16 protein-coding genes and 1 tRNA gene are annotated in these 17,781 nt (G+C 55.1%); 14 read left to right on the forward strand and 3 right to left on the reverse strand.

Translation table 11 applies throughout. The features are described from left to right. Positions 1 to 50: 50 nt before the first annotated feature. Positions 51 to 1,445 (reverse strand): TolC family outer membrane protein, encoded by a 1,395-nt coding sequence (locus RAL90_RS03400; protein WP_306253124.1) that lies wholly within the window; start codon positions 1,443 to 1,445, stop codon positions 51 to 53. A gap of 271 nt (positions 1,446 to 1,716) precedes the next feature. On the opposite strand from RAL90_RS03400, the gene cysD reads away from it, so the two are divergent. The 13 genes from cysD (at position 1,717) to RAL90_RS03465 (ending at position 14,330) form a co-directional block, all read left to right on the forward strand. Continuing rightward, positions 1,717 to 2,619 (forward strand): sulfate adenylyltransferase subunit CysD, encoded by a 903-nt coding sequence (gene cysD / locus RAL90_RS03405; protein WP_306253125.1) that lies wholly within the window; start codon positions 1,717 to 1,719, stop codon positions 2,617 to 2,619. Beyond that, complete coding sequence (cysN, locus tag RAL90_RS03410) at positions 2,619 to 4,526, forward strand: sulfate adenylyltransferase subunit CysN (RefSeq protein WP_306253126.1); 1,908 nt, start codon at positions 2,619 to 2,621, stop codon at positions 4,524 to 4,526. The genes cysD and cysN overlap by 1 nt, the downstream gene beginning before the upstream one ends. Before the next feature lie 293 nt (positions 4,527 to 4,819). Further along, positions 4,820 to 6,082 (forward strand): hypothetical protein, encoded by a 1,263-nt coding sequence (locus RAL90_RS03415; RefSeq protein ID WP_306253127.1) that lies wholly within the window; start codon positions 4,820 to 4,822, stop codon positions 6,080 to 6,082. Between the two features lie 4 nt (positions 6,083 to 6,086). Beyond that, the gene (locus tag RAL90_RS03420) at positions 6,087 to 6,512 is read left to right on the forward strand and encodes a hypothetical protein (protein WP_306253128.1); all 426 of its coding nucleotides are present in this window, start codon (positions 6,087 to 6,089) and stop codon (positions 6,510 to 6,512) included. 11 nt (positions 6,513 to 6,523) lie between these two features. Beyond that, positions 6,524 to 6,847, forward strand: coding sequence for a YbjQ family protein (locus tag RAL90_RS03425; protein WP_306253129.1), 324 nt, complete (start codon positions 6,524 to 6,526; stop codon positions 6,845 to 6,847). Between the two features lie 150 nt (positions 6,848 to 6,997). After that, complete coding sequence (locus RAL90_RS03430) at positions 6,998 to 9,844, forward strand: ATP-binding protein (RefSeq protein WP_306253130.1); 2,847 nt, start codon at positions 6,998 to 7,000, stop codon at positions 9,842 to 9,844. 110 nt (positions 9,845 to 9,954) lie between these two features. Beyond that, a complete protein-coding gene (locus tag RAL90_RS03435; RefSeq protein WP_306253131.1) occupies positions 9,955 to 10,761 on the forward strand; it encodes a M48 family metalloprotease in 807 nt (268 codons plus the stop codon). 75 nt (positions 10,762 to 10,836) lie between these two features. Then, a tRNA-His gene (locus RAL90_RS03440) sits at positions 10,837 to 10,913 on the forward strand. 95 nt (positions 10,914 to 11,008) lie between these two features. Next, a complete protein-coding gene (locus tag RAL90_RS03445) occupies positions 11,009 to 11,386 on the forward strand; it encodes a DUF2946 family protein (protein WP_306253132.1) in 378 nt (125 codons plus the stop codon). Between the two features lie 45 nt (positions 11,387 to 11,431). Beyond that, positions 11,432 to 11,911 (forward strand): hypothetical protein, encoded by a 480-nt coding sequence (locus tag RAL90_RS03450; RefSeq protein ID WP_306253133.1) that lies wholly within the window; start codon positions 11,432 to 11,434, stop codon positions 11,909 to 11,911. Positions 11,912 to 11,943: 32 nt separating this feature from the next. Beyond that, the gene (locus RAL90_RS03455) at positions 11,944 to 12,525 is read left to right on the forward strand and encodes a DUF2796 domain-containing protein (RefSeq protein ID WP_306253134.1); all 582 of its coding nucleotides are present in this window, start codon (positions 11,944 to 11,946) and stop codon (positions 12,523 to 12,525) included. Between the two features lie 12 nt (positions 12,526 to 12,537). Further along, positions 12,538 to 13,182: a DUF3299 domain-containing protein gene (locus RAL90_RS03460; RefSeq protein ID WP_306253135.1), complete on the forward strand. Its 645-nt coding sequence runs from the start codon at positions 12,538 to 12,540 to the stop codon at positions 13,180 to 13,182. Between the two features lie 77 nt (positions 13,183 to 13,259). Further along, positions 13,260 to 14,330 (forward strand): enoyl-CoA hydratase/isomerase family protein, encoded by a 1,071-nt coding sequence (locus RAL90_RS03465; protein ID WP_306253136.1) that lies wholly within the window; start codon positions 13,260 to 13,262, stop codon positions 14,328 to 14,330. Between the two features lie 20 nt (positions 14,331 to 14,350). Here RAL90_RS03465 and RAL90_RS03470 read toward each other — a convergent pair whose 3' ends face one another. Further along, positions 14,351 to 14,779, reverse strand: a complete 429-nt coding sequence (locus tag RAL90_RS03470; RefSeq protein ID WP_306253137.1) for a TerB family tellurite resistance protein — start codon at positions 14,777 to 14,779, stop codon at positions 14,351 to 14,353. A 327-nt stretch (positions 14,780 to 15,106) separates the two neighbouring features. Between RAL90_RS03470 and RAL90_RS03475 the strand changes: the two genes are divergently transcribed. Continuing rightward, a complete protein-coding gene (locus RAL90_RS03475; protein ID WP_306253138.1) occupies positions 15,107 to 16,237 on the forward strand; it encodes a peptidoglycan-binding protein in 1,131 nt (376 codons plus the stop codon). A gap of 180 nt (positions 16,238 to 16,417) precedes the next feature. On the opposite strand, the gene RAL90_RS03480 is transcribed toward RAL90_RS03475, so the two are convergent. After that, on the reverse strand, positions 16,418 to 17,656 hold the full coding sequence (locus RAL90_RS03480) for an FAD-binding oxidoreductase (protein ID WP_306253139.1): 1,239 nt from the start codon (positions 17,654 to 17,656) through the stop codon (positions 16,418 to 16,420). Positions 17,657 to 17,781: the final 125 nt, after the last annotated feature.

Raw genomic sequence — 17,781 nt, forward strand, 5'->3', positions numbered from 1 at the left:
TCTTTATGCAGATAAATAGAGTCAAGACCTCAAGCCTGCCGGGCGCGGGTCTATTCCCCAGAGGAGGAAATGTTGAGGGCCTGTACATCCAGCGTGCCCATAGCCTGCATCAGGGCGAACACAGCAAGCTGATAGCGCTCGCGTGCCTGATAGCTGCCAAGGCGCGCAGCCAGCAATTCCTGCTGTCCGTTCAGCACATCCAGTGTCGTGCGCTGACCAACCCTGTTTTCCAGTTCAAGTCCCCGCAAGGCAACCTCATTGGCAACGACAGTCTGCTGGCTGGCTTCAAAGGCGGCGCGGGCTGAAACAACGCGTTCCCAGGCAACCTGTGTCTGCTCCGTAACAGAGCGGCGTGTGGCATCAAGGGAAAAGCGCTCAGCCTTTTCTCCTGCCCGTGCTTGTCTGATGGCGGAGTATGTCTGACCACCCTGAAAGATCGGAATATTGATTTGCGCACCGATGGATGAATTCTCGGATGTGTCACCTTCGATAAACTGCCCTTCCGCATACTGATACCGCGCATTTGCTGTAACGGTAGGCGCAAGCAACCCGCGCGCTGATTTCAGGTTATACCCGGCAGCTTCAAGACGTGCGAAAGCCGCCAGTAATTGCGGATTGTTTGACAGCGCAGTCTGAAGTGCCATGTCCATGCTGTCGGGCAGGGCAGGCAGTGTCGGTTCTGCTTCCAGAGTCATGGGCATCTGGCCGACAATGCGTTCATATTGCTTTCTGGCTGCGGCAAGGTCTGAGCGGGCACGGATGAGGTCAGCTTCTGCCCCGGCATATCGGGCCTGGGCCTGGGCTGTGTCGGTTCTGGTGCCCTGACCTGCCTCAAAGCGTGCCTGCGCCGCCTTTAGCTGACCGTCCAGTGCACGCAACGTGCCTTCCGATGCCCGCACACTTTGTTCGTTGGTTACCACCGAGAAATACGCGGCAGCAGCTTCTGCCAGAATTTGCTGTTCCGTTGCGATCAGGTCGGCTTGCGCCTCGCTGATGCGCGATCTGGCTTCGCGAATGTTGTTGATATTGCGAAAGCCCTGAAACAGGGGTTGCTGTGCTTCTACGGCGGCCGAAGTGGTCTGGTCACTGCCATTGCCGGCGAAGGCGCCGAAAATCTGTGCAGCGGGATCTGCGGTATCTGAAGACCCTTGCCCGGCATCCTGCGGCGGCGTTTCAAACGTGCTGGAAAGAACTTGCGTGACGCCAGCCTGGGCATTCACTTTCGGCAGCAATCCAGCCCGCGCCTGTGGCAGCAGTTCACTGGTCGCTTCCAGTCCCGCACGTTGCGCCCGGAGCACTGGATTGGTGGTGTGGGTCAATTCCAGTGTCTCGCGCAGGCTTTGTGCCCTCGCAGGGCCCGGTTGCAGTAACACGCTGGCACTCACAACCGCGCTCACGAAGGCGGTCGAGCGGGCGACTTGAAACGAAAACTTACCTTGCAGCATGACACTCTCACTAAACCCCTCGGGCGCATTCAGCCAGCAGAGGTATCTTTACCTAACTTATTTAGGTGCCAAATTCGGTATAGAAAGCCTAAACAGGGTGATTGGCCGTGCATTTCATACTGATATTTTTGCATAATCGTTATCAGGAGCGGCATTTCGCGGTTGCAGCATGATGACCCAGGGCTTATCTGCTTCACGCGGTGACATTGAAAATGTTACCCGTATCTCAGATTTGTTCAGCAGCCCGGGCGCAAGGCCCACAGGACCTCCCATGAAAGACCTCACGCATCTGGAACGGCTGGAAGCCGAGAGTATTCACATTATGCGCGAAGTGGCGGCTGAATGTGAAAAACCGGTGATGCTCTATTCAGTTGGCAAGGACTCATCGGTCATGCTGCATCTGGCGCTGAAGGCATTTTATCCTTCCAGGCCGCCATTTCCATTCCTGCATGTGGATACGACCTGGAAATTCCGGGAGATGATCCGGTTTCGGGATGAGACAGCTGAAAAACTCGGTCTCGAATTGCTGGTTCATACCAATCAGGAAGGGGTAGCGCAGGGCGTCAATCCATTCAGTGTCGGCTCTGCTGCCCATACCGATATTATGAAAACGCAGGCACTGAAGCAGGCACTCGACAAATATGGCTTTGATGCTGCGTTTGGTGGCGCGCGCCGTGATGAAGAAAAGTCCCGCGCGAAAGAGCGCATCTTCTCTTTCCGTTCCGCCCAGCACCGTTGGGACCCGAAAAATCAGCGTCCTGAGTTATGGAATATCTACAATACCCAGATTGCAAAGGGAGAGAGCATCCGTGTCTTCCCAATGTCCAACTGGACGGAGCTGGATATCTGGCAATATATCCATAAAGAGCAGATAGAAATTCCGTGTCTCTATTTTGCAGCAAAGCACCCCGTCGTAGAACGCGACGGCACCCTGATTATGGTGGACGATGACCGGATGCCGCTGAAAGAGGGCGAAGTCCCGGAAGAAAAAATGGTCCGCTTCCGGACGCTGGGCTGTTATCCGCTCACAGGTGCAGTTGAAAGCGAAGCAACGACGCTGGAAGAAATCATTCAGGAAACATTGCTGACCACCACATCGGAGCGGCAGGGGCGTGTCATCGATCATGACCAGTCTGCTTCCATGGAGAAGAAAAAGCAGGAGGGCTATTTCTGATGTCGCACCATGACGAATTGATCGCGACAGATATTGTCGCTTACCTGCAGGCCCAGGAAAACAAGAGCTTTTTGCGCTTCATCACCTGTGGCAGCGTTGATGACGGCAAATCCACGCTGATCGGTCGCCTCCTGTATGACAGCAAGCTGATTTATGAAGACCAGATGGCTGCGGTTGAAAATGACTCGAAAAAGTCAGGTACAACAGGTGAGAAGCCTGATCTGGCGTTGCTGGTTGATGGCCTTGCCGCTGAGCGCGAGCAGGGGATTACGATTGATGTTGCCTATCGTTTCTTCTCAACTGACAGGCGCAAGTTCATCGTCGCGGACACACCCGGCCATGAACAGTACACGCGCAATATGGCCACGGGTGCTTCCACGGCGGACCTGGCAATCATTCTGATTGACGCGCGCTACGGTGTACAGGTGCAGACCAGACGTCACAGTTATATCGCGTCCCTGCTGGGGATCCGCCATGTGGTTGTGGCAATCAACAAGATGGACCTGCTTGATTTTGATCAGGGCGTGTTCAGTTCCATTGAAAACGACTATCGCAGCTTTGCTGAAAAGCTGGGCTTTGAAGATATCGTCTGTATACCAATGTCAGCCCTAGACGGGGATAATATCACCACCCGCAGCGATCGCTCGACCTGGTATGAGGGCAAGACGCTGATGGAGCATCTGGAAACAGTTGAAATCAGCAAGGGGGAGAGCGCTTCCGGCTTCCGCCTGCCAGTGCAGTGGGTGAACAGACCGGACCTCAATTTCAGGGGATATTCGGGCACCATCGCCTCCGGCACGGTCAGGCCGGGCGATGAAGTGATTGTCAGCCCGTCTGGCAAGCGCTCCAAAGTAAAAACACTGGTCACTTATAGCGGCGCGCTTGATGCAGCCGCAGAAGGACAAGCCATCACGCTCTGCCTTGAGGATGAGATCGACATTTCGCGCGGGGATGTTATCTGCGACAAAAATCACCCTGCGGAGCAGTCAGATCAGTTTGCCGCGCATGTCATGTGGATGAGCGACAAAAAACTGTTCCCGGGCCGCCAGTATCTAATGAAGATCAACAATCAGATCATCCCGGCAACGGTCACGGCGCTCAAGCACAAGATCAATGTGAATAACTTCGCCCAGGAACCGGGCAAGACCATGGAGCTGAACGAGGTTGGTGTCTGCAACCTCTCGCTGGCCAAGCCGGTGGCCTTTGATCCTTACAGAAACAACCGCCATACAGGCAGCTTCATCCTGATCGACAAACAGACCAACGGGACCATTGGCGTGGGGATGCTGGACTTCTCGCTACGCCGTGCAGCCAATGTCGTCTGGCAGGATCTGGAAGTGGGGAAGACGGCGCGTGCCACCCTGAAACTGCAGAAACCGGCGGTCCTCTGGTTCACCGGTCTGTCCGGGTCCGGCAAATCCACTATTGCCAATCTGGTCGAGAAAAAGCTGTTTGACATGGGCCGCCATACCTACACGCTGGATGGTGACAATGTGCGCCATGGCCTGAACAAGGATCTCGGATTCAAGGACGCTGACCGCGTAGAGAATATTCGCCGCGTCTCTGAAACCGCCAAGTTGATGGCTGATGCCGGGTTGATCACGCTTGTCTCGTTCATCTCGCCTTTCCGTGCAGAGCGGCAGATGGCGCGTGCCATGCTGGAAGAGGGTGAGTTTATCGAAATTTTTGTCAATACACCGCTGGAAGTGGCCGAGGAGCGTGATGTGAAAGGCCTCTACAAGAAGGCGCGGGCAGGTGAGATCAAGAATTTCACCGGTATTGATTCGGAGTATCAACAGCCGCAGAATCCCGAACTTGAGGTGGATACTGTGGCAATGTCAGCAGCCGAAGCCGCCGAGCAGATTGTCGCCTATCTTGAGGAAAAGGGCTTCCTGGAAACCGCCTGAAAGCAGTGAGGCAACAGGCTTCTTACCGCTCCCGTTTCAGTCAAAATTCGGGGGTGCCAACCGGTTAAAACAATCTCCCGAGCGCAAATGTGCTGCCGCGCTGCAAGCGGCGACCACAGGCACATTTGTCACAGGGCGCCTGATTCCTGGGCTGGCCTTTAGGCTGTGCTTGCTCTTGGCCGGATTCCGGCTAACATGATGGAAAATGTGGGGCTGGCACCGGAAAAGTGCCGAAAAACCGGGAGTTGGGGCATCGGAACCTCAAGGCGCGTATGACATCAGAAGTAGTGTTGATGAACCGATCTGCCGTGGCCATGGCCGCTGACAGCGCTGTCACCATCAGCGGGGCGAATTACCTGAAGACGTATCAGTCCGTCGACAAGCTGTTTCCCCTGATCGAAGGGCAGCCGGTTGCTGTGATGATCTATAACAATGCGGAAATCATGTCGATTCCATGGGAAACGGTGATTTCGCTCTATCGCGAGCAGGCTGAGGGCAAGTCTTTTGACACACTGGAAGGCTATGCGCAGGACTTTATGGGCTTCCTCTCCGGCAATCCGGAGCTGTTCCCGGCAGACCACCAGGACACCGAGTTTTTCAAGCATATCGCAGTGGTTTTCACGATTCTGGCGCAGGACTTTGACTATCAGGTCGAGAAGTTCCGGGACGCCAAAGCGGGCCGGGTGCGCGATCACGTTAACTCGATTTTCGAATTCGTTGTCGACCAGTTGCTTGGTGATTATGACAAGAACATTGACGACAGCCCGCGCGGGGAGCTCGACTGCTTTCCGCAAGGCATGGCAGAGCAGGTTCGCCGCCGCTACAAGACCGAAATCAATGACCTGATTGATTCGCTCCTGGGCTCCTTGAAGCAGGAACACCCCACACTGGTGGTGTCAGACACGACGCGCAGCCGCCTGCATGATATTGCCGTATTCTCTGTTACACGGGATGCCTTTTTCGAGCATTATACCGGCGTGGTCTTTGCCGGTTTTGGCAAGCAGGACAAATTCCCGTCCATGCGCTCTTATCTCACGTCATCGGTGGTGCTGGGCCTTTTGAAATGCCGTCAGGACAGGGCGGCGGACATGAAAGCGGATACAGGCCCCGTGGTGCAGCCCTTTGCGCAGGACCGCATGATCCGGACCTTCCTAACCGGCATGGATGCCTATCTGCGCCAGTTCATGTTCGGGGAAACCCTCAAACTGTCGGTCAATATGGCAACAGACTTGATTGGCCGTGCGCCGGGTCTGTCTGATGAGCAGCGCCAGACCTTGTGGCAGGATTATTCTGAAAATAATCTTGGCTATGCCCTGCGTGAATTTTTTGGCTCGATCGACCATTATCAGCATATGGTCCACACGCTGCCGATTTATCGCGCGATCCAGACCTTGCCGAAAAAGGAACTGGGAGAGACGGCGGCAAGCCTAATCAAGCTCAACTCCTTCCAGCAGAAGGTGATGAATTCCATCGAAACCGTCGGCGGGCCGATTGATGTTGCCGTGATTACGCGCAATGGCGGCCTGGAATGGCGCAAAGAAAAACCGGAGATGTAGGAGTATGACAGATCATCTGAAAGACATCTGGAACCGCTTTGAAGAGAAGACGACACGCAATCTGACGGGAGCGGGCGTAGACAACATCCCGCGCCCGGTCATTGAGGAGATGGAGCGTCACCGCAGCAGGTTGCAGGATGCTCATGAAGCTGTCGCCGTTCCCATGCCGGAGGGCGTTCCAGCGCCTGCAGACGCAGCCTTTTCTGCCTTGCGCGATCGGTTGACCAGTTTCGACAAGAAAGGGCGGCCATCACAACAGGCCAGCCAGGACTTTTCTGTCCCCCAGATCAATGATGATCAGTTGACCCGCGACCTGAAGGAAACCGAGAAACTGACGGCCCGCAAGGAGCCTGATTATCTCAGCTCGGTTCACCGCATGGAAGCTGAGAACGGGCGCCCCAAACGCAAAAAATTCCTGGGGATATTCTAGGGGAAATCCGCATGATCGTGACCACCACACCAGATGTGCCGGGCCGTGAAATTGGCGGTGTCAAAGGGGTGACAACCGGTGAAGCCATCCTTGGCGTTAATGTCTTTCGCGACCTGTTCGCGGGCATCCGAGACATTATCGGCGGCCGTTCCGGCAGCTATCAAAAAGCCCTGCGTGAGGCGCGGGATCACGCCATGAACGACATGATCGAGGAAGCGCGCAGCATGGGCGCCGATGCCGTCGTGGCGGTGGATATTGATTATGAAAGCATCGACACCAACAAGGGGGCGATGTTGATGGTCTCCTGCTCCGGCACGGCCGTCAGTTTGCGTTAACAGAACGAGCCTCTGCTGCCTGTAACAACTTAGTCTGAACTCTGGATAAAAACCGGGCGCACTGCTCTGGTCAGGCGCTGCGAACACGGCGAGACTGGGATGTTGTTGTAATTTTGTATCCATAACATCGGTTCAGATCCGGGCAGTCATATGCAGAAACCTATGAATTCCTCTGGTGGCAAGGGCACCCTTGAAAGTATCACCGAAAGCCTGCGCGTCGCGCCGGAAACCTTCGATGATGACTTTGAAGAAGAGCTCACAGCTGCCGACGGCGCAGATCATAACAGTGAAGGGGCCGGTGAGAAGAATGGTCATGACGATGAGGATCCGTCACGGCTTGAAGCGGACATACTGGCGCAGCTCGCAGCAGCCCGTGCAGCGGCAGATGATATTCTGCCACGCAAGCCCAAACCTGCCCAGCCAGAGGTGGAAATCGTGCCACCCGCAAGAGTGCCAACACAGAAGCGTTCTGCACTGATGAAGTTTGTCGAGGCAGTGGCCCCGTGGGTCATCTGGAGTTCGATGGCCTGTGTGGTGGCCAGTGTCGTTTACGCGATTGTCTATGGCGTTGCTTCCGGTGTGCCGTGGTACATCCTGATTGGGGGCATTGGCATGTTGGCCGCGGTCCTTTTGCTGGGCAGCCTGACGCGGTCATTCTCCCCTCTCATGCTGACGGGCTTTCTCATGCGACGGGCTGTCGGGCGCAATCAGGCAGATGCAGTGGCGCTAGCCGGACGGGACATCCTGCACCCGCTGGGCATCGCCGAAGATATACTGAATGTAGATATCGATGCGCGCCTTGTGACAACCAGGGACGGCGTTGTGGCGTATGCGAATGAAGCCTACCAGCGCATTGCCCGCGAGGCAGGCATTTCCGGTGCCTCCGGCCTGCCGCCGCGGATTGACCGCCTGTTCGGTCAGTCCGGACCGGAGTCACGCAAGGTCTTTCACTTATGCCGCGCCGCCAAAAGCGGTACAGCAGCAGAGGAAATCATTACCCAGATGATGGGGGCGGCAGAAGGCGTGGCGCGGTTACGTCGCTTCGAAGTCTCCCTGCGACCCATGAAAGATGCTGAAGAGCATGTTGCCTGGCGCCTGCGCGAGCAGGAAGTCGAGGACGTTGTGGACCAGCTGTCCAGCGCCTACGCAAAATATCCGCGTCCTGTTTTTGGTCTGGAGCCATCCGGGCGTATTGCCTGGTATAATGAGGCGCTGGCTGAGTGGGTCGGCACATTGACCAGTTCACTTGAAATTGGCGACTTCATCCTCGGGGAGACCAATGATCTTATCAGCGGTCTCTGGGAAGAGGAAATGGAGCCTTGCATGGCAAGGATGCGCCGACGCAGCGGGGGGGGCATGGACGTGTCGCTGACCCCTTTCCTGCGCGGTGGCATTGGGGAAGGCTTCGTCTGTGTCGAGTTGCAGCCCGATACTGCGGCGGCGGTGGCAGAACAGGTGAATTCCAGTCTTGGTGACAGCAGTGAGGCGCCTTTTGGTGTTGCCATGATTGAAGGAGACATTGGGTCCGATGCCAAGATCGCAGACGCCAACAAGGTCTTTACGGAGATTTTTGGCATCACTGGCAACACGCCATTGCTGTCAGGCTGCTTTGACGAGCGCATTATCCGTGACCTGACCAGTGCTATCAAAAACCGCAGTGCCAATGCGGCGTTGGCGCGTCCGGTTGAAGTGCGGCTGGGGGAGGGGTCTTCAGCAAAGATCATGCACCTTCATGCGCGTCCTGTTAAGCGTCGCCGGGGCAGCTATGGCAAGCGTCAGACCATCCTTTATTCTGTTGACGTTTCCTTCCAGCGGCGGATGGAAGAAGACTATTCACAGGATCAGAAGCTGAAGACCATCGGTCATCTGGCCGGCAGTATCGCGCATGACTTCAACAATCTGTTGCTGGTCATCATGGGTTCTTGCGAGTTTCTGATGCGCCGGCACGCCGCTGGCGATCCATCCTATCCGGACCTTGTTCTGATTCAGCAGAATGCGCAGCGGGCCAAGAATCTCACCAGCAATCTTCTGGCTTTCTCCCGGAAGCAGACCTTACGCTCTGAAGTTCTGTCCATCACTGATCTGTTGCGGGACTTCTCGCCATTCCTAAACCGTTCGCTCACGGAGCGTGTGGACCTGAATGTTGTCAATGGTCGCGCGTTGCCGAAGGTGAAAGCCGACAAGGGACAACTTGAGCTTGCCGTCATGAACCTTGCTGTCAATGCGCGCGATGCCATGCCGGAAGGGGGCGCGCTGACGATTGAAACCAAACTGATACCAGGCTCGGCTGTGGCCGATTACGGCTATGCCGTGCTGGAAGAAGTGGATCAGGTTCTGATTGAAGTGTCAGATACAGGCAGCGGTGTGCCGCCAGAAATTGCCGACAAGATTTTTGAGCCGTTTTTCACAACCAAAGCCGAGGGCAAGGGGACCGGTCTTGGTCTGTCGACCGTTTACGGAATCATTGGCCAGATGGGCGGGCGGATCTTCCTCGATAACCGGATTGGTGAGGGCGCGACATTCAGGATATTCCTGCCAGCCTATGAAGTGGATGAAGAAGAAGAGGCGCAGGAAGCCGCAGCTGCGGCGGATGCCCGGCGCAAAAGCAGTGAGCCGGCAGATCTCACTGGCAAGGGTCGTATTCTGATTGTCGAAGATGAAGATGGTGTGCGGGCTGTTATTGTCCGCACGTTGCAGATGTGTGGCTACGAGATTGTCGAAGCGTCTGACGGTGACGAAGCGCTGGAGATTATCGAGGATGATGACGGCGCGTTCGATCTCGTGCTGACCGACATTATGATGCCGGAGATGGATGGACCAACCCTTATTCAGGAGGCCGGCGACAAGTTGGGCAAGGCGAAGATCATCTTCATGTCAGGTTATGCGGAAACAGCCATGCGCGACAAACTTGGCGCGATTGAAGGTGCAGGATATTTGCAAAAACCGTTCAGTATCAAGGTCGTAGCTGCGAAAGTTAAAGAGGCGCTGCAAACCTGACACGGACGCAGCCAGAGTCGGGAACGGTTTCATTCATTGGTTGTTAACCATGACAGGGAGTGGCAGTATGACGCCACTTGCGAACGACATTACAACAAGAGGTGGGTTTTATGTGCAGCTGTCATCAGTCCGGTCATCATCATGAACAGGAAACGGTTTCGCGCCGGCACTTGCTGAAAACACTGGCAGGCGGCACCGCGATAGCACTTGCGCCGGGCTGTGCCTCGGTTGCAACCGCCTTCACACCCTCACCAGCCCAAATGGCACAGGCCGCCGCACCCGCCTGGGATCAGCTGAAACAGCAGCAACGTGTCTCAACCAATTCCAGATATACGAGCCGCGTAAACCGTGTTGCGCCCCGCGTGTTGCGGGCGGCAGGGGAAAACCCGTCAGATTGGGAAGTGCAGACATTCGATGATCCGTCCCTCAATGCTTTTGCCTTGCCGAATAACAAGATCGGCATTCACACTGGCATTCTCGACATCATGGAAAATGATGATCAGATCGCAGTTGTCCTTGGCCATGAAGTTGGTCACGTGAAGCTCAATCATTCCGGCCAGCGCTATGGTCAGGCGGCGGCAACACAGCTGGGCCTTGGTGTGGCAGGCGCTGTTCTGGACTCCCGCAATGTCCAGAACTCCCAATCCATCATGCAGGCGCTGGGTCTCGGCGCGCAGGTCGGGTTCCTTCTGCCATATTCGCGTGATCATGAACTTGAAGCAGACCGATTGGGCCTTCGCTATATGCCGAACGCCAATTACGATCCGCGTGAAGCGCTCACATTCTGGACCCGCATGGCAAACGCCAAAGCGCAAGCGGCTGGCAGCCCGCCAGAGTTCCTGTCAACGCACCCGGCTGATGCCACGCGCATCAACTTCATCCGTCAGGAACTTGAAGTGATGGGATACCGCGTCTAGGGAGCACTTCTGTATCGATTTTCGTCTTGAAAATCGCAGGAAGCGCGCCTAGGTTGCGCGCTCGCATTCAGACAGGCCGCCTTAGCTCAGCAGGTTAGAGCGCTAGATTGTGGATCTAGAGGTCGGTGGTTCGAGACCACCAGGCGGTACCATTCCGGCGAACCTGTTCTGCGTTTTGCAGGTGTCTTTAACTTGTATCAAGTCTGCCCTGACATTATATTCTGGCGCAGTCACAACGGGAACGCGGATGCCGCTGAACAGCTACATCAAGAGGTGTCGCCTTACATTGGGTAAGGCTCTCGCCCTTATTGCTGTTTTCCTGATGCTGGCAGGTCCGTCTCACGCGCACGCAGATTACATTCTGGAGCCAGATCATGCCAGTGTGCATCACCATGATCCCCTTCATGAAGATCAGCGTAATCATGATGATAAGCGTGACAATGACCAAAATGAGTGCCTGGTTTGCTGCTTGCTATCCAGCCATCCAGGTGGCGCTTTAGTCACCGAAGAGGCTGCCGGCGTCACGAAACCATTTATCCGTGACTGGATTGGCCCGGTCCCTGAAGGCTGGAGATCGACCCAGACGATACTCGTTCAGCACGCGAGGGCGCCGCCATACTCCTGATTTTTCACTGACTTGGTTCATTCGAAAGATCTGGAGAAAAATATTATGGCATACGATTATGGCGTTGCGGCATTAGACCGTGGTTTGGAAAAAGTCGGGGAGAGGTCTTCCTTACAACATCCGCGCAAACTCAGTCGAAATGAAGAACTGGTTTTCAGGCAGCTGTCTTTGAACGAGACCCCTGTAAAGGCATATCAATTACTCGATTCGTTGATGGGATATGGATTGCGATCCCCAATGACGATTTACAGGGCACTTGATTCACTGATCAAGAAGGGCTTTGCCAAGAAAGTTATCTCACAGAATGCCTTCATCGCGCTGAAGCCTGAAGATGTGGCAAAGGTGAGCGCGTTCATGACCTGCAGCACCTGCAAACAAACGCGCAAAATTGAAATCAGCAAAACCCTGGTGGAGGGCATGTTTGGAAAAGACAGCATCTCCCTGCAGGAGGTTTTTATTGAAGCCAACGGCAAGTGCCTGAGTACAGACTGCGCTGATCGGGGCACAGGCGTTGAACCGAATTAGCCATTATGTACACGTATCAAGAGGAAGTGAAAATGCATAAACTTTTCTGGGGCGTCGTGGCGTGGTGTTCTTTACTGCTCATTCCCTCTGCTGCTCTGGCACAGCATTCACACGATCACGTGCATGGGGAGGGTAATCTGGTCATCGTGACAGAGGCCAACCCTGTGACAATAGAATTCAGTAGTGATCTGTGGAACCTGGTTGGCTTTGAAACGGTGCCAGAAACAGAGGCTCAGAAGAACCTGCTTTCAGAGACCAGGGCGACGCTGGAGAACGGCGAAAATATACTTGCATTCAACCGTCAGGCAGAATGTGTTCTTCAAAGTGCAGAGAGCAATTTTGCTGCGCTTTTTGAAGAGCACAACCATAAAGACCATGAGGATCATGACAGTCATCAAGACCATGGTTTGAGCGGGGATCACGATGATGGTCACGTAAAGACGAAAGTGACGTATACTTTCCAGTGTGGCCGCCTGGATCGTTTGAATAGCCTCTCAACCAGCTTGCTTGATCAGTTTGGAAATCTTGAAAAGATAGAAGCAGTTGCGTTCACATCGTCAGGTCAACTTTGGCACCAGTTCCGGAAAAACGCGTCTAAAATGGACCTCAAATAGAAGATGCGACCAATGGCTTTAGCGCGCGCAGCGTTCCTTGTCGGCATATTGTCGTTTGGCATAGCTGTGTCAGGATGTACGCAGCAGCAACCAGACAGCCTTGAAGTTGAGCAGTTTGACCCCGCCGCCTTGAGGGGCGGACAGGATATTCTGACTCTGACCTGGGACGATCTTCTGCCTGAAGGGGAGGAGAAGCTGATCGCCCAACTGCAGGATGAATATCTGGAGGACCTTGCCCTGCAACTGACAAAACTACAACCTCAGACACTTGCCGAGGCAGGCCGCACAAATGGTTTTTCTGAAGTGGAAGAAGGGTCTGCTCTCGACTTTATGCCGCAACTTGGCACGTTTAATGTTGTCAGTGAGCTGCACGAAATGCAGGTACGCATACCAGGTTTTATCGTGCCCCTGCAATCTGAAGGTGTCAATTTATATACAGAGTTTCTTCTTGTGCCTTACTTTGGGGCGTGTATACACCTGCCGCCTCCGCCACCCAATCAGATCATATATGTCGTGTCCGATGTACCTGTACGTGTGCAGGATACAGGTCAGGCATATTTTCTGGAGGGGCTTTTGCGGGCTGAAGCCAAGCAGACAGAATTGGGCGATACCGCATACACGCTTAAGGCCCAAAATATCATGTTCTACATGGAATAAGCCCTTGAAGCGGGACCTTGCTATTTAACGGGCAGTCTGGGTAGACAAGCGCCATGCATCAGCGTGGAGAATTTGATATGGAAGATGAGGTCCTGTTCGAGGTTAAACAAGGCTGGGGGATAATCACCCTGAACCGGCCTAAAGCGTTTAATGCACTTACATGGAATATGTGTCGCCTGATGCTTGCCCGGTTGAAAGAATGGGCGACAGATGACAGCGTCAGGGCAATCCTTATCAAGGGAGCAGGGGAGAAAGCCTTCTGCGCCGGTGGCGATATTCGCTGGCTGTATGAGGAGTCCAAGACGGACCCACAGGGCGCGGCGGATTTCTTCCGTACAGAATATAACCTGAATTCTCTCATTCACCATTATCCCAAGCCTTATATCGCTTTGCTGCATGGTGTCATTATGGGGGGCGGAGTTGGTGTATCTATTTCTGCCAGTGCGCGTATCGTTTCTGACAACGTAACCTGGGCCATGCCTGAAACCGGAATCGGTATGGTGCCTGATGTTGGGGGCAGCTACTTCCTGCCACGCCTTGGCGGCGGTCTGGGACTTTATCTGGCTCTGACAGGACACAGATTAAATGGACCTGACAGTGTCTATACCGGAATAGCGACGCACCATGTGCCATATACCCGCTTTGAAGAATTGGAAACGGCGCTTGTGGGACTTGGGGCAGAGGCTCTGGCTCAAAGCACCATAGATGACTGTATCGCGGCTTTTGACGCGCCGGAAGACATAGCTCTCAAAGAGAGCCGCCCGCAGATCGATCAGCAGTTTGGCGCAGCGGATGGTGTGAGGGGGATTGTGGACAGCCTCGAGAAAGAAGGGGGCGGTTTTGCAGAAAAGGCGCTGCAATCCCTCAAGCGAATGTCACCTATCGCTCTGGAGTTGACCTTTGAAGAACTTCGACGCGGCGCGGAGATGACATTCGATGAGTGTCTGGTTATGGAGTTTGCCATCGTCCGCAAGATCATGGAAGGGCCGGACTTTCACGAAGGTGTCCGGGCACAAATCATTGACAAGGATCGTAACCCCAAATGGTCACCGGACAGTCTTGCTGCTGTAACAGGTGATCTTGTTGCCCCATATTTTGCAGATCTGGGTGATAGCAGACTGTTGATAGATCACGGCCTTCAGAGGTAAGTTTTACCTAATTCCCGTGCTCAGGCCGCTTCAACTTCATTCATGATGCTCTGTGCGTCATCGCGCGACATTTCGAGACCGCGCTCAATGGCCTCAAGAGTGAGGCTTTCGCCAGCTTCAACAAGGCCGTCTGCGAGAAGTATCATATAGGCTGATTTGAAAATCAGAACTTTTTCATCAGCTGTCAGAGTATCTTTCTCATCTCTCAGCTTCTCTTCAATATCAACTCTTTGATCGAGGAAGGGATAGGCGATCTGGCCAATGGTATCAGCCCCGATCTGGGTGCCGGTTAAGCCGGCATAAATCTCGTCGATCTTTGCCATTTCCTCGACGCCCACATCACCGTCTGCGGCAGCCATGGCGACCATTGTGTGAATGGTCAGACGGCGACCTTCTACGGACGGTTCTGCGTGCTGTCTGGATTTGAACTTCTTGAATATGCCAAACATGGTTTCCTCCCTCATCTCTGATCAGAGCAGCATTACATGGCTTCCTTGATGCGGTAAATGGCACTCGCAAGTGATTCGATATCTCGTCGTGCCGTGAGCTGGACCGCTCTTGTGGTGCTGACAGCAAGGCTAACTGGTCTGCATGAATACACTTCTGACGGGAATATGCCCGGTTTTCGCCACAATTCAGGCCCCTTGCCGCAAAATGGTCATATTCAGGGCCGTTGAGCTATTGTTTTCGCCCCATTTTTGCCTTAGTTGAAAAATACGTGCTAGTAGCACTAACGTCCCGGAATGGGTCTGGGGAGTAAATCAAGGGAACGAGATATGAAACTGAAATATGGAATTGCACCGATTGCTTTGGCTGCGCTGGTTGTTACCGGCTGTGAGAGCACAGGTATCGGCAGCAGCTCAACAGCTGCGACAACCACAACGACGACGACAACGTCTTCTGCCAGCACACAGCGCATGGCACAGATGGAGCGTGAGCTTGCTTCCCTGCGCACGGAGAACACCCGTCTGCGCACATCTGCCAGTTCAACAACAACACATCAGGGCATCCAGGGCGATGCAGACCTGCCACCAGCCAAGCCAGGCGAGTGCTATGCACGTATCCTGATCCCGGCTGAGTTCAACACAACAACAGAGCGTGTTGTTGACACTGAGGCTTCCGAGCGCGTTGAAATCGTCCCGGCCCGTTATGAGACCGTTCAGGAACGTGTTCTGGTATCAGAAGCTTCCGAGCGTCTGGAAGTGATCCCGGCCACATACAAAACCGTGACCGAGCAGGTTATTGTTGAGCCAGCCCGTGAAGAGTTGCGCACAATCCCAGCCCGCTACGAGACCCGTTCAGAGCGTGTTCTGGTTCGTGAAGGCTACACAACCTGGAAAAAAGGCGAAGGCCCAATCGGTGGCTCCCTGAGCGGTGGCACCATCACAGACCGTCGTGAGCTGCCAACAGGCGAGATCATGTGTCTGGTTGAAGTACCTGCCGAGTACCGCACGGTACAGCGCCAGGTTCTGGTCACCCCTGCGAAAACAGATCGCGTCACAATTCCTGCGAAAACACGCACCGTGACCAAGCAGATTGTTGATCGTCCGGCCTCTACACGTCCTGTGACGATCCCGGCGAAATACGAGACTGTGACAGTGCGCAAGCAGGTTACACCGGCAGCTGAGAAGCGCATCCCGATCCCTGCGACATACCGCACGGTGACGAAGCAGGCGAAAGTCTCTGACGAGCGTCTGGTCTGGCGTGAAGTTCTGTGTGAAACAAACACCACACCTGACATCATCCGCCGTGTACAGACAGCGCTTCGCGGCGAAGGCTTCAACGTTTCTGTTGATGGTCAGCTCGGCCCAAGCACACTGCGTGCAGTCGAAGCATTCCAGCGCCGTGAAAACCTTGGCACTGGCGGCCTGACAATGGCCACCGTCAAAAAACTCGGCGTCATGTAAGCATGACTGGCGGGATCAGCGTCATCTCTCTCTCCATCAGACACTGATCCCGCAAATTACTGACTTCATGACTGCCTCGCAGGAGGCGGTCATGTGGCCGGCGACCCAACTGATACGCGCGTTCTCTCCCCCCAAATGCTTGTGCGTATTGAGTACCCGGGTCGCCGGTTTTCTATTGCGCTATACCGGGAAGCGTTCTGGTCTGTAGGGGGATGGATCAACAACCGGTTTCTCACCTGTGATCATTTCAGCAATCAACTGTCCCGTGACGGGCCCCATGGTGAAACCCTGATGGCCATGGCCGAAGGCGAACCAGAGGTTATCCCTGTCCGGTGCCGGGCCGATCACGGGCAGCATATCCGGCAGGCATGGCCGGGCACCCATCCAGGGCGCAGCTTGTTCAGCTGTGCCGAGGGCAAATATCTCCCGGGCTGACTTTTCGGCCCTGATAATCTGGACAGGTGAGGGCCCGGCATCATGGCGCGCAAATTCGATGCCGGTGGTCAGGCGAATGCCTTGGCGCATGGGCGCGAGGGAGAAGCCGTTTTCGCGATCAATAATGGTGTGATTGAGCTGAACATCCGTATCAGGCGTATAATGCAGATGGTAGCCACGCTTGGGCTGCAGCGGAAAGCGATAGCCCAGCATTCGGCTGAACTGGCCTGACTGCGCGCCAAGCGCAATGACCAGTTTTTCGGCATTGACAGGACCATCCGCTGACGCGATTTGCCAGCCGTTTTTTACGGCGCGGATTTCTTCAGCCCGGCCCTGAATATAGGTGCCGCCGCGGTGCCGGAAGAGCTCATAATAGGCCTGAACCACCTTGTAAGGGTCCGAGACGGTGAGGGAGTCCTGCCAGTGAATGGCCCCCTGGACATCGCGGATATGGGGCTCGCGCCGCTGATAGGCGTCCCTGTCCAGGGCTTCATAGGGGATATCGAAATGCGCTGCTGCCTGTTCGGCCTCCGCATGGGCGGCATGTGCGCCCCGTTGGGTGCGGTAGATGGTGTAGCAGCCGCCTTCAAGGATCAGGTCACCTGCTGCTGCCGCACTGGCAAGGTCAAGATGCGCCTGCCGGGCGCGCATGGTCAGGGCAGCATAGGCATCGGCAATGATGCGATGGCGCGCCGGGGCGGAGTGCCACCAGTAACGTGCCAGGAATGGCGCCAGTGATGGCAGCGCGCGCAGATGGTAATGCAGGGCGGGGGTGCGGTTGAGGCCAAATTCCAGCAACTCGTGGAGCTTGCGCGGAAAGGGCAGCGGGAACACGGCTTCCCCATGGATCATCCCGGCATTGCCGAAAGAGGCGCCCATGCCGGGAGCCTGACAGTCGACCAGCACCACGTCCTGCCCGCGCTGCTGCAAGTGCACCGCAGTGGAAACCCCGACAATGCCAGCGCCCAGAATGAGGATGCTCATGCGATTTTCCATAACTCCAAAAGAGCGTGCTTATCGTTGCGGGCGGCTGTTGGCAACGCTTTCAGGTGTGGCACCCAAGTGCCTAGCTGCAATCCGGCTGCTGGCCTAGCCAGGCGTCGTTGAAT

This window comes from Parvularcula sp. IMCC14364 (genome assembly GCF_030758415.1).
GTDB lineage: Bacteria > Pseudomonadota > Alphaproteobacteria > Caulobacterales > Parvularculaceae > Aquisalinus.

What these genes read in the sequence shown, in the direction of transcription:
- RAL90_RS03400 (WP_306253124.1), bottom strand. Translation starts at nt 1,445, where the DNA reads ATGCTGCAAGGTAAGTTTTCGTTTCAAGTCGCCCGCTCGACCGCCTTC.
- cysD (WP_306253125.1), top strand. Translation starts at nt 1,717, where the DNA reads ATGAAAGACCTCACGCATCTGGAACGGCTGGAAGCCGAGAGTATTCAC.
- cysN (WP_306253126.1), top strand. Translation starts at nt 2,619, where the DNA reads ATGTCGCACCATGACGAATTGATCGCGACAGATATTGTCGCTTACCTG.
- RAL90_RS03415 (WP_306253127.1), top strand. Translation starts at nt 4,820, where the DNA reads ATGAACCGATCTGCCGTGGCCATGGCCGCTGACAGCGCTGTCACCATC.
- RAL90_RS03420 (WP_306253128.1), top strand. Translation starts at nt 6,087, where the DNA reads ATGACAGATCATCTGAAAGACATCTGGAACCGCTTTGAAGAGAAGACG.
- RAL90_RS03425 (WP_306253129.1), top strand. Translation starts at nt 6,524, where the DNA reads ATGATCGTGACCACCACACCAGATGTGCCGGGCCGTGAAATTGGCGGT.
- RAL90_RS03430 (WP_306253130.1), top strand. Translation starts at nt 6,998, where the DNA reads ATGCAGAAACCTATGAATTCCTCTGGTGGCAAGGGCACCCTTGAAAGT.
- RAL90_RS03435 (WP_306253131.1), top strand. Translation starts at nt 9,955, where the DNA reads ATGTGCAGCTGTCATCAGTCCGGTCATCATCATGAACAGGAAACGGTT.
- RAL90_RS03445 (WP_306253132.1), top strand. Translation starts at nt 11,009, where the DNA reads ATGCCGCTGAACAGCTACATCAAGAGGTGTCGCCTTACATTGGGTAAG.
- RAL90_RS03450 (WP_306253133.1), top strand. Translation starts at nt 11,432, where the DNA reads ATGGCATACGATTATGGCGTTGCGGCATTAGACCGTGGTTTGGAAAAA.
- RAL90_RS03455 (WP_306253134.1), top strand. Translation starts at nt 11,944, where the DNA reads ATGCATAAACTTTTCTGGGGCGTCGTGGCGTGGTGTTCTTTACTGCTC.
- RAL90_RS03460 (WP_306253135.1), top strand. Translation starts at nt 12,538, where the DNA reads ATGGCTTTAGCGCGCGCAGCGTTCCTTGTCGGCATATTGTCGTTTGGC.
- RAL90_RS03465 (WP_306253136.1), top strand. Translation starts at nt 13,260, where the DNA reads ATGGAAGATGAGGTCCTGTTCGAGGTTAAACAAGGCTGGGGGATAATC.
- RAL90_RS03470 (WP_306253137.1), bottom strand. Translation starts at nt 14,779, where the DNA reads ATGTTTGGCATATTCAAGAAGTTCAAATCCAGACAGCACGCAGAACCG.
- RAL90_RS03475 (WP_306253138.1), top strand. Translation starts at nt 15,107, where the DNA reads ATGAAACTGAAATATGGAATTGCACCGATTGCTTTGGCTGCGCTGGTT.
- RAL90_RS03480 (WP_306253139.1), bottom strand. Translation starts at nt 17,656, where the DNA reads ATGAGCATCCTCATTCTGGGCGCTGGCATTGTCGGGGTTTCCACTGCG.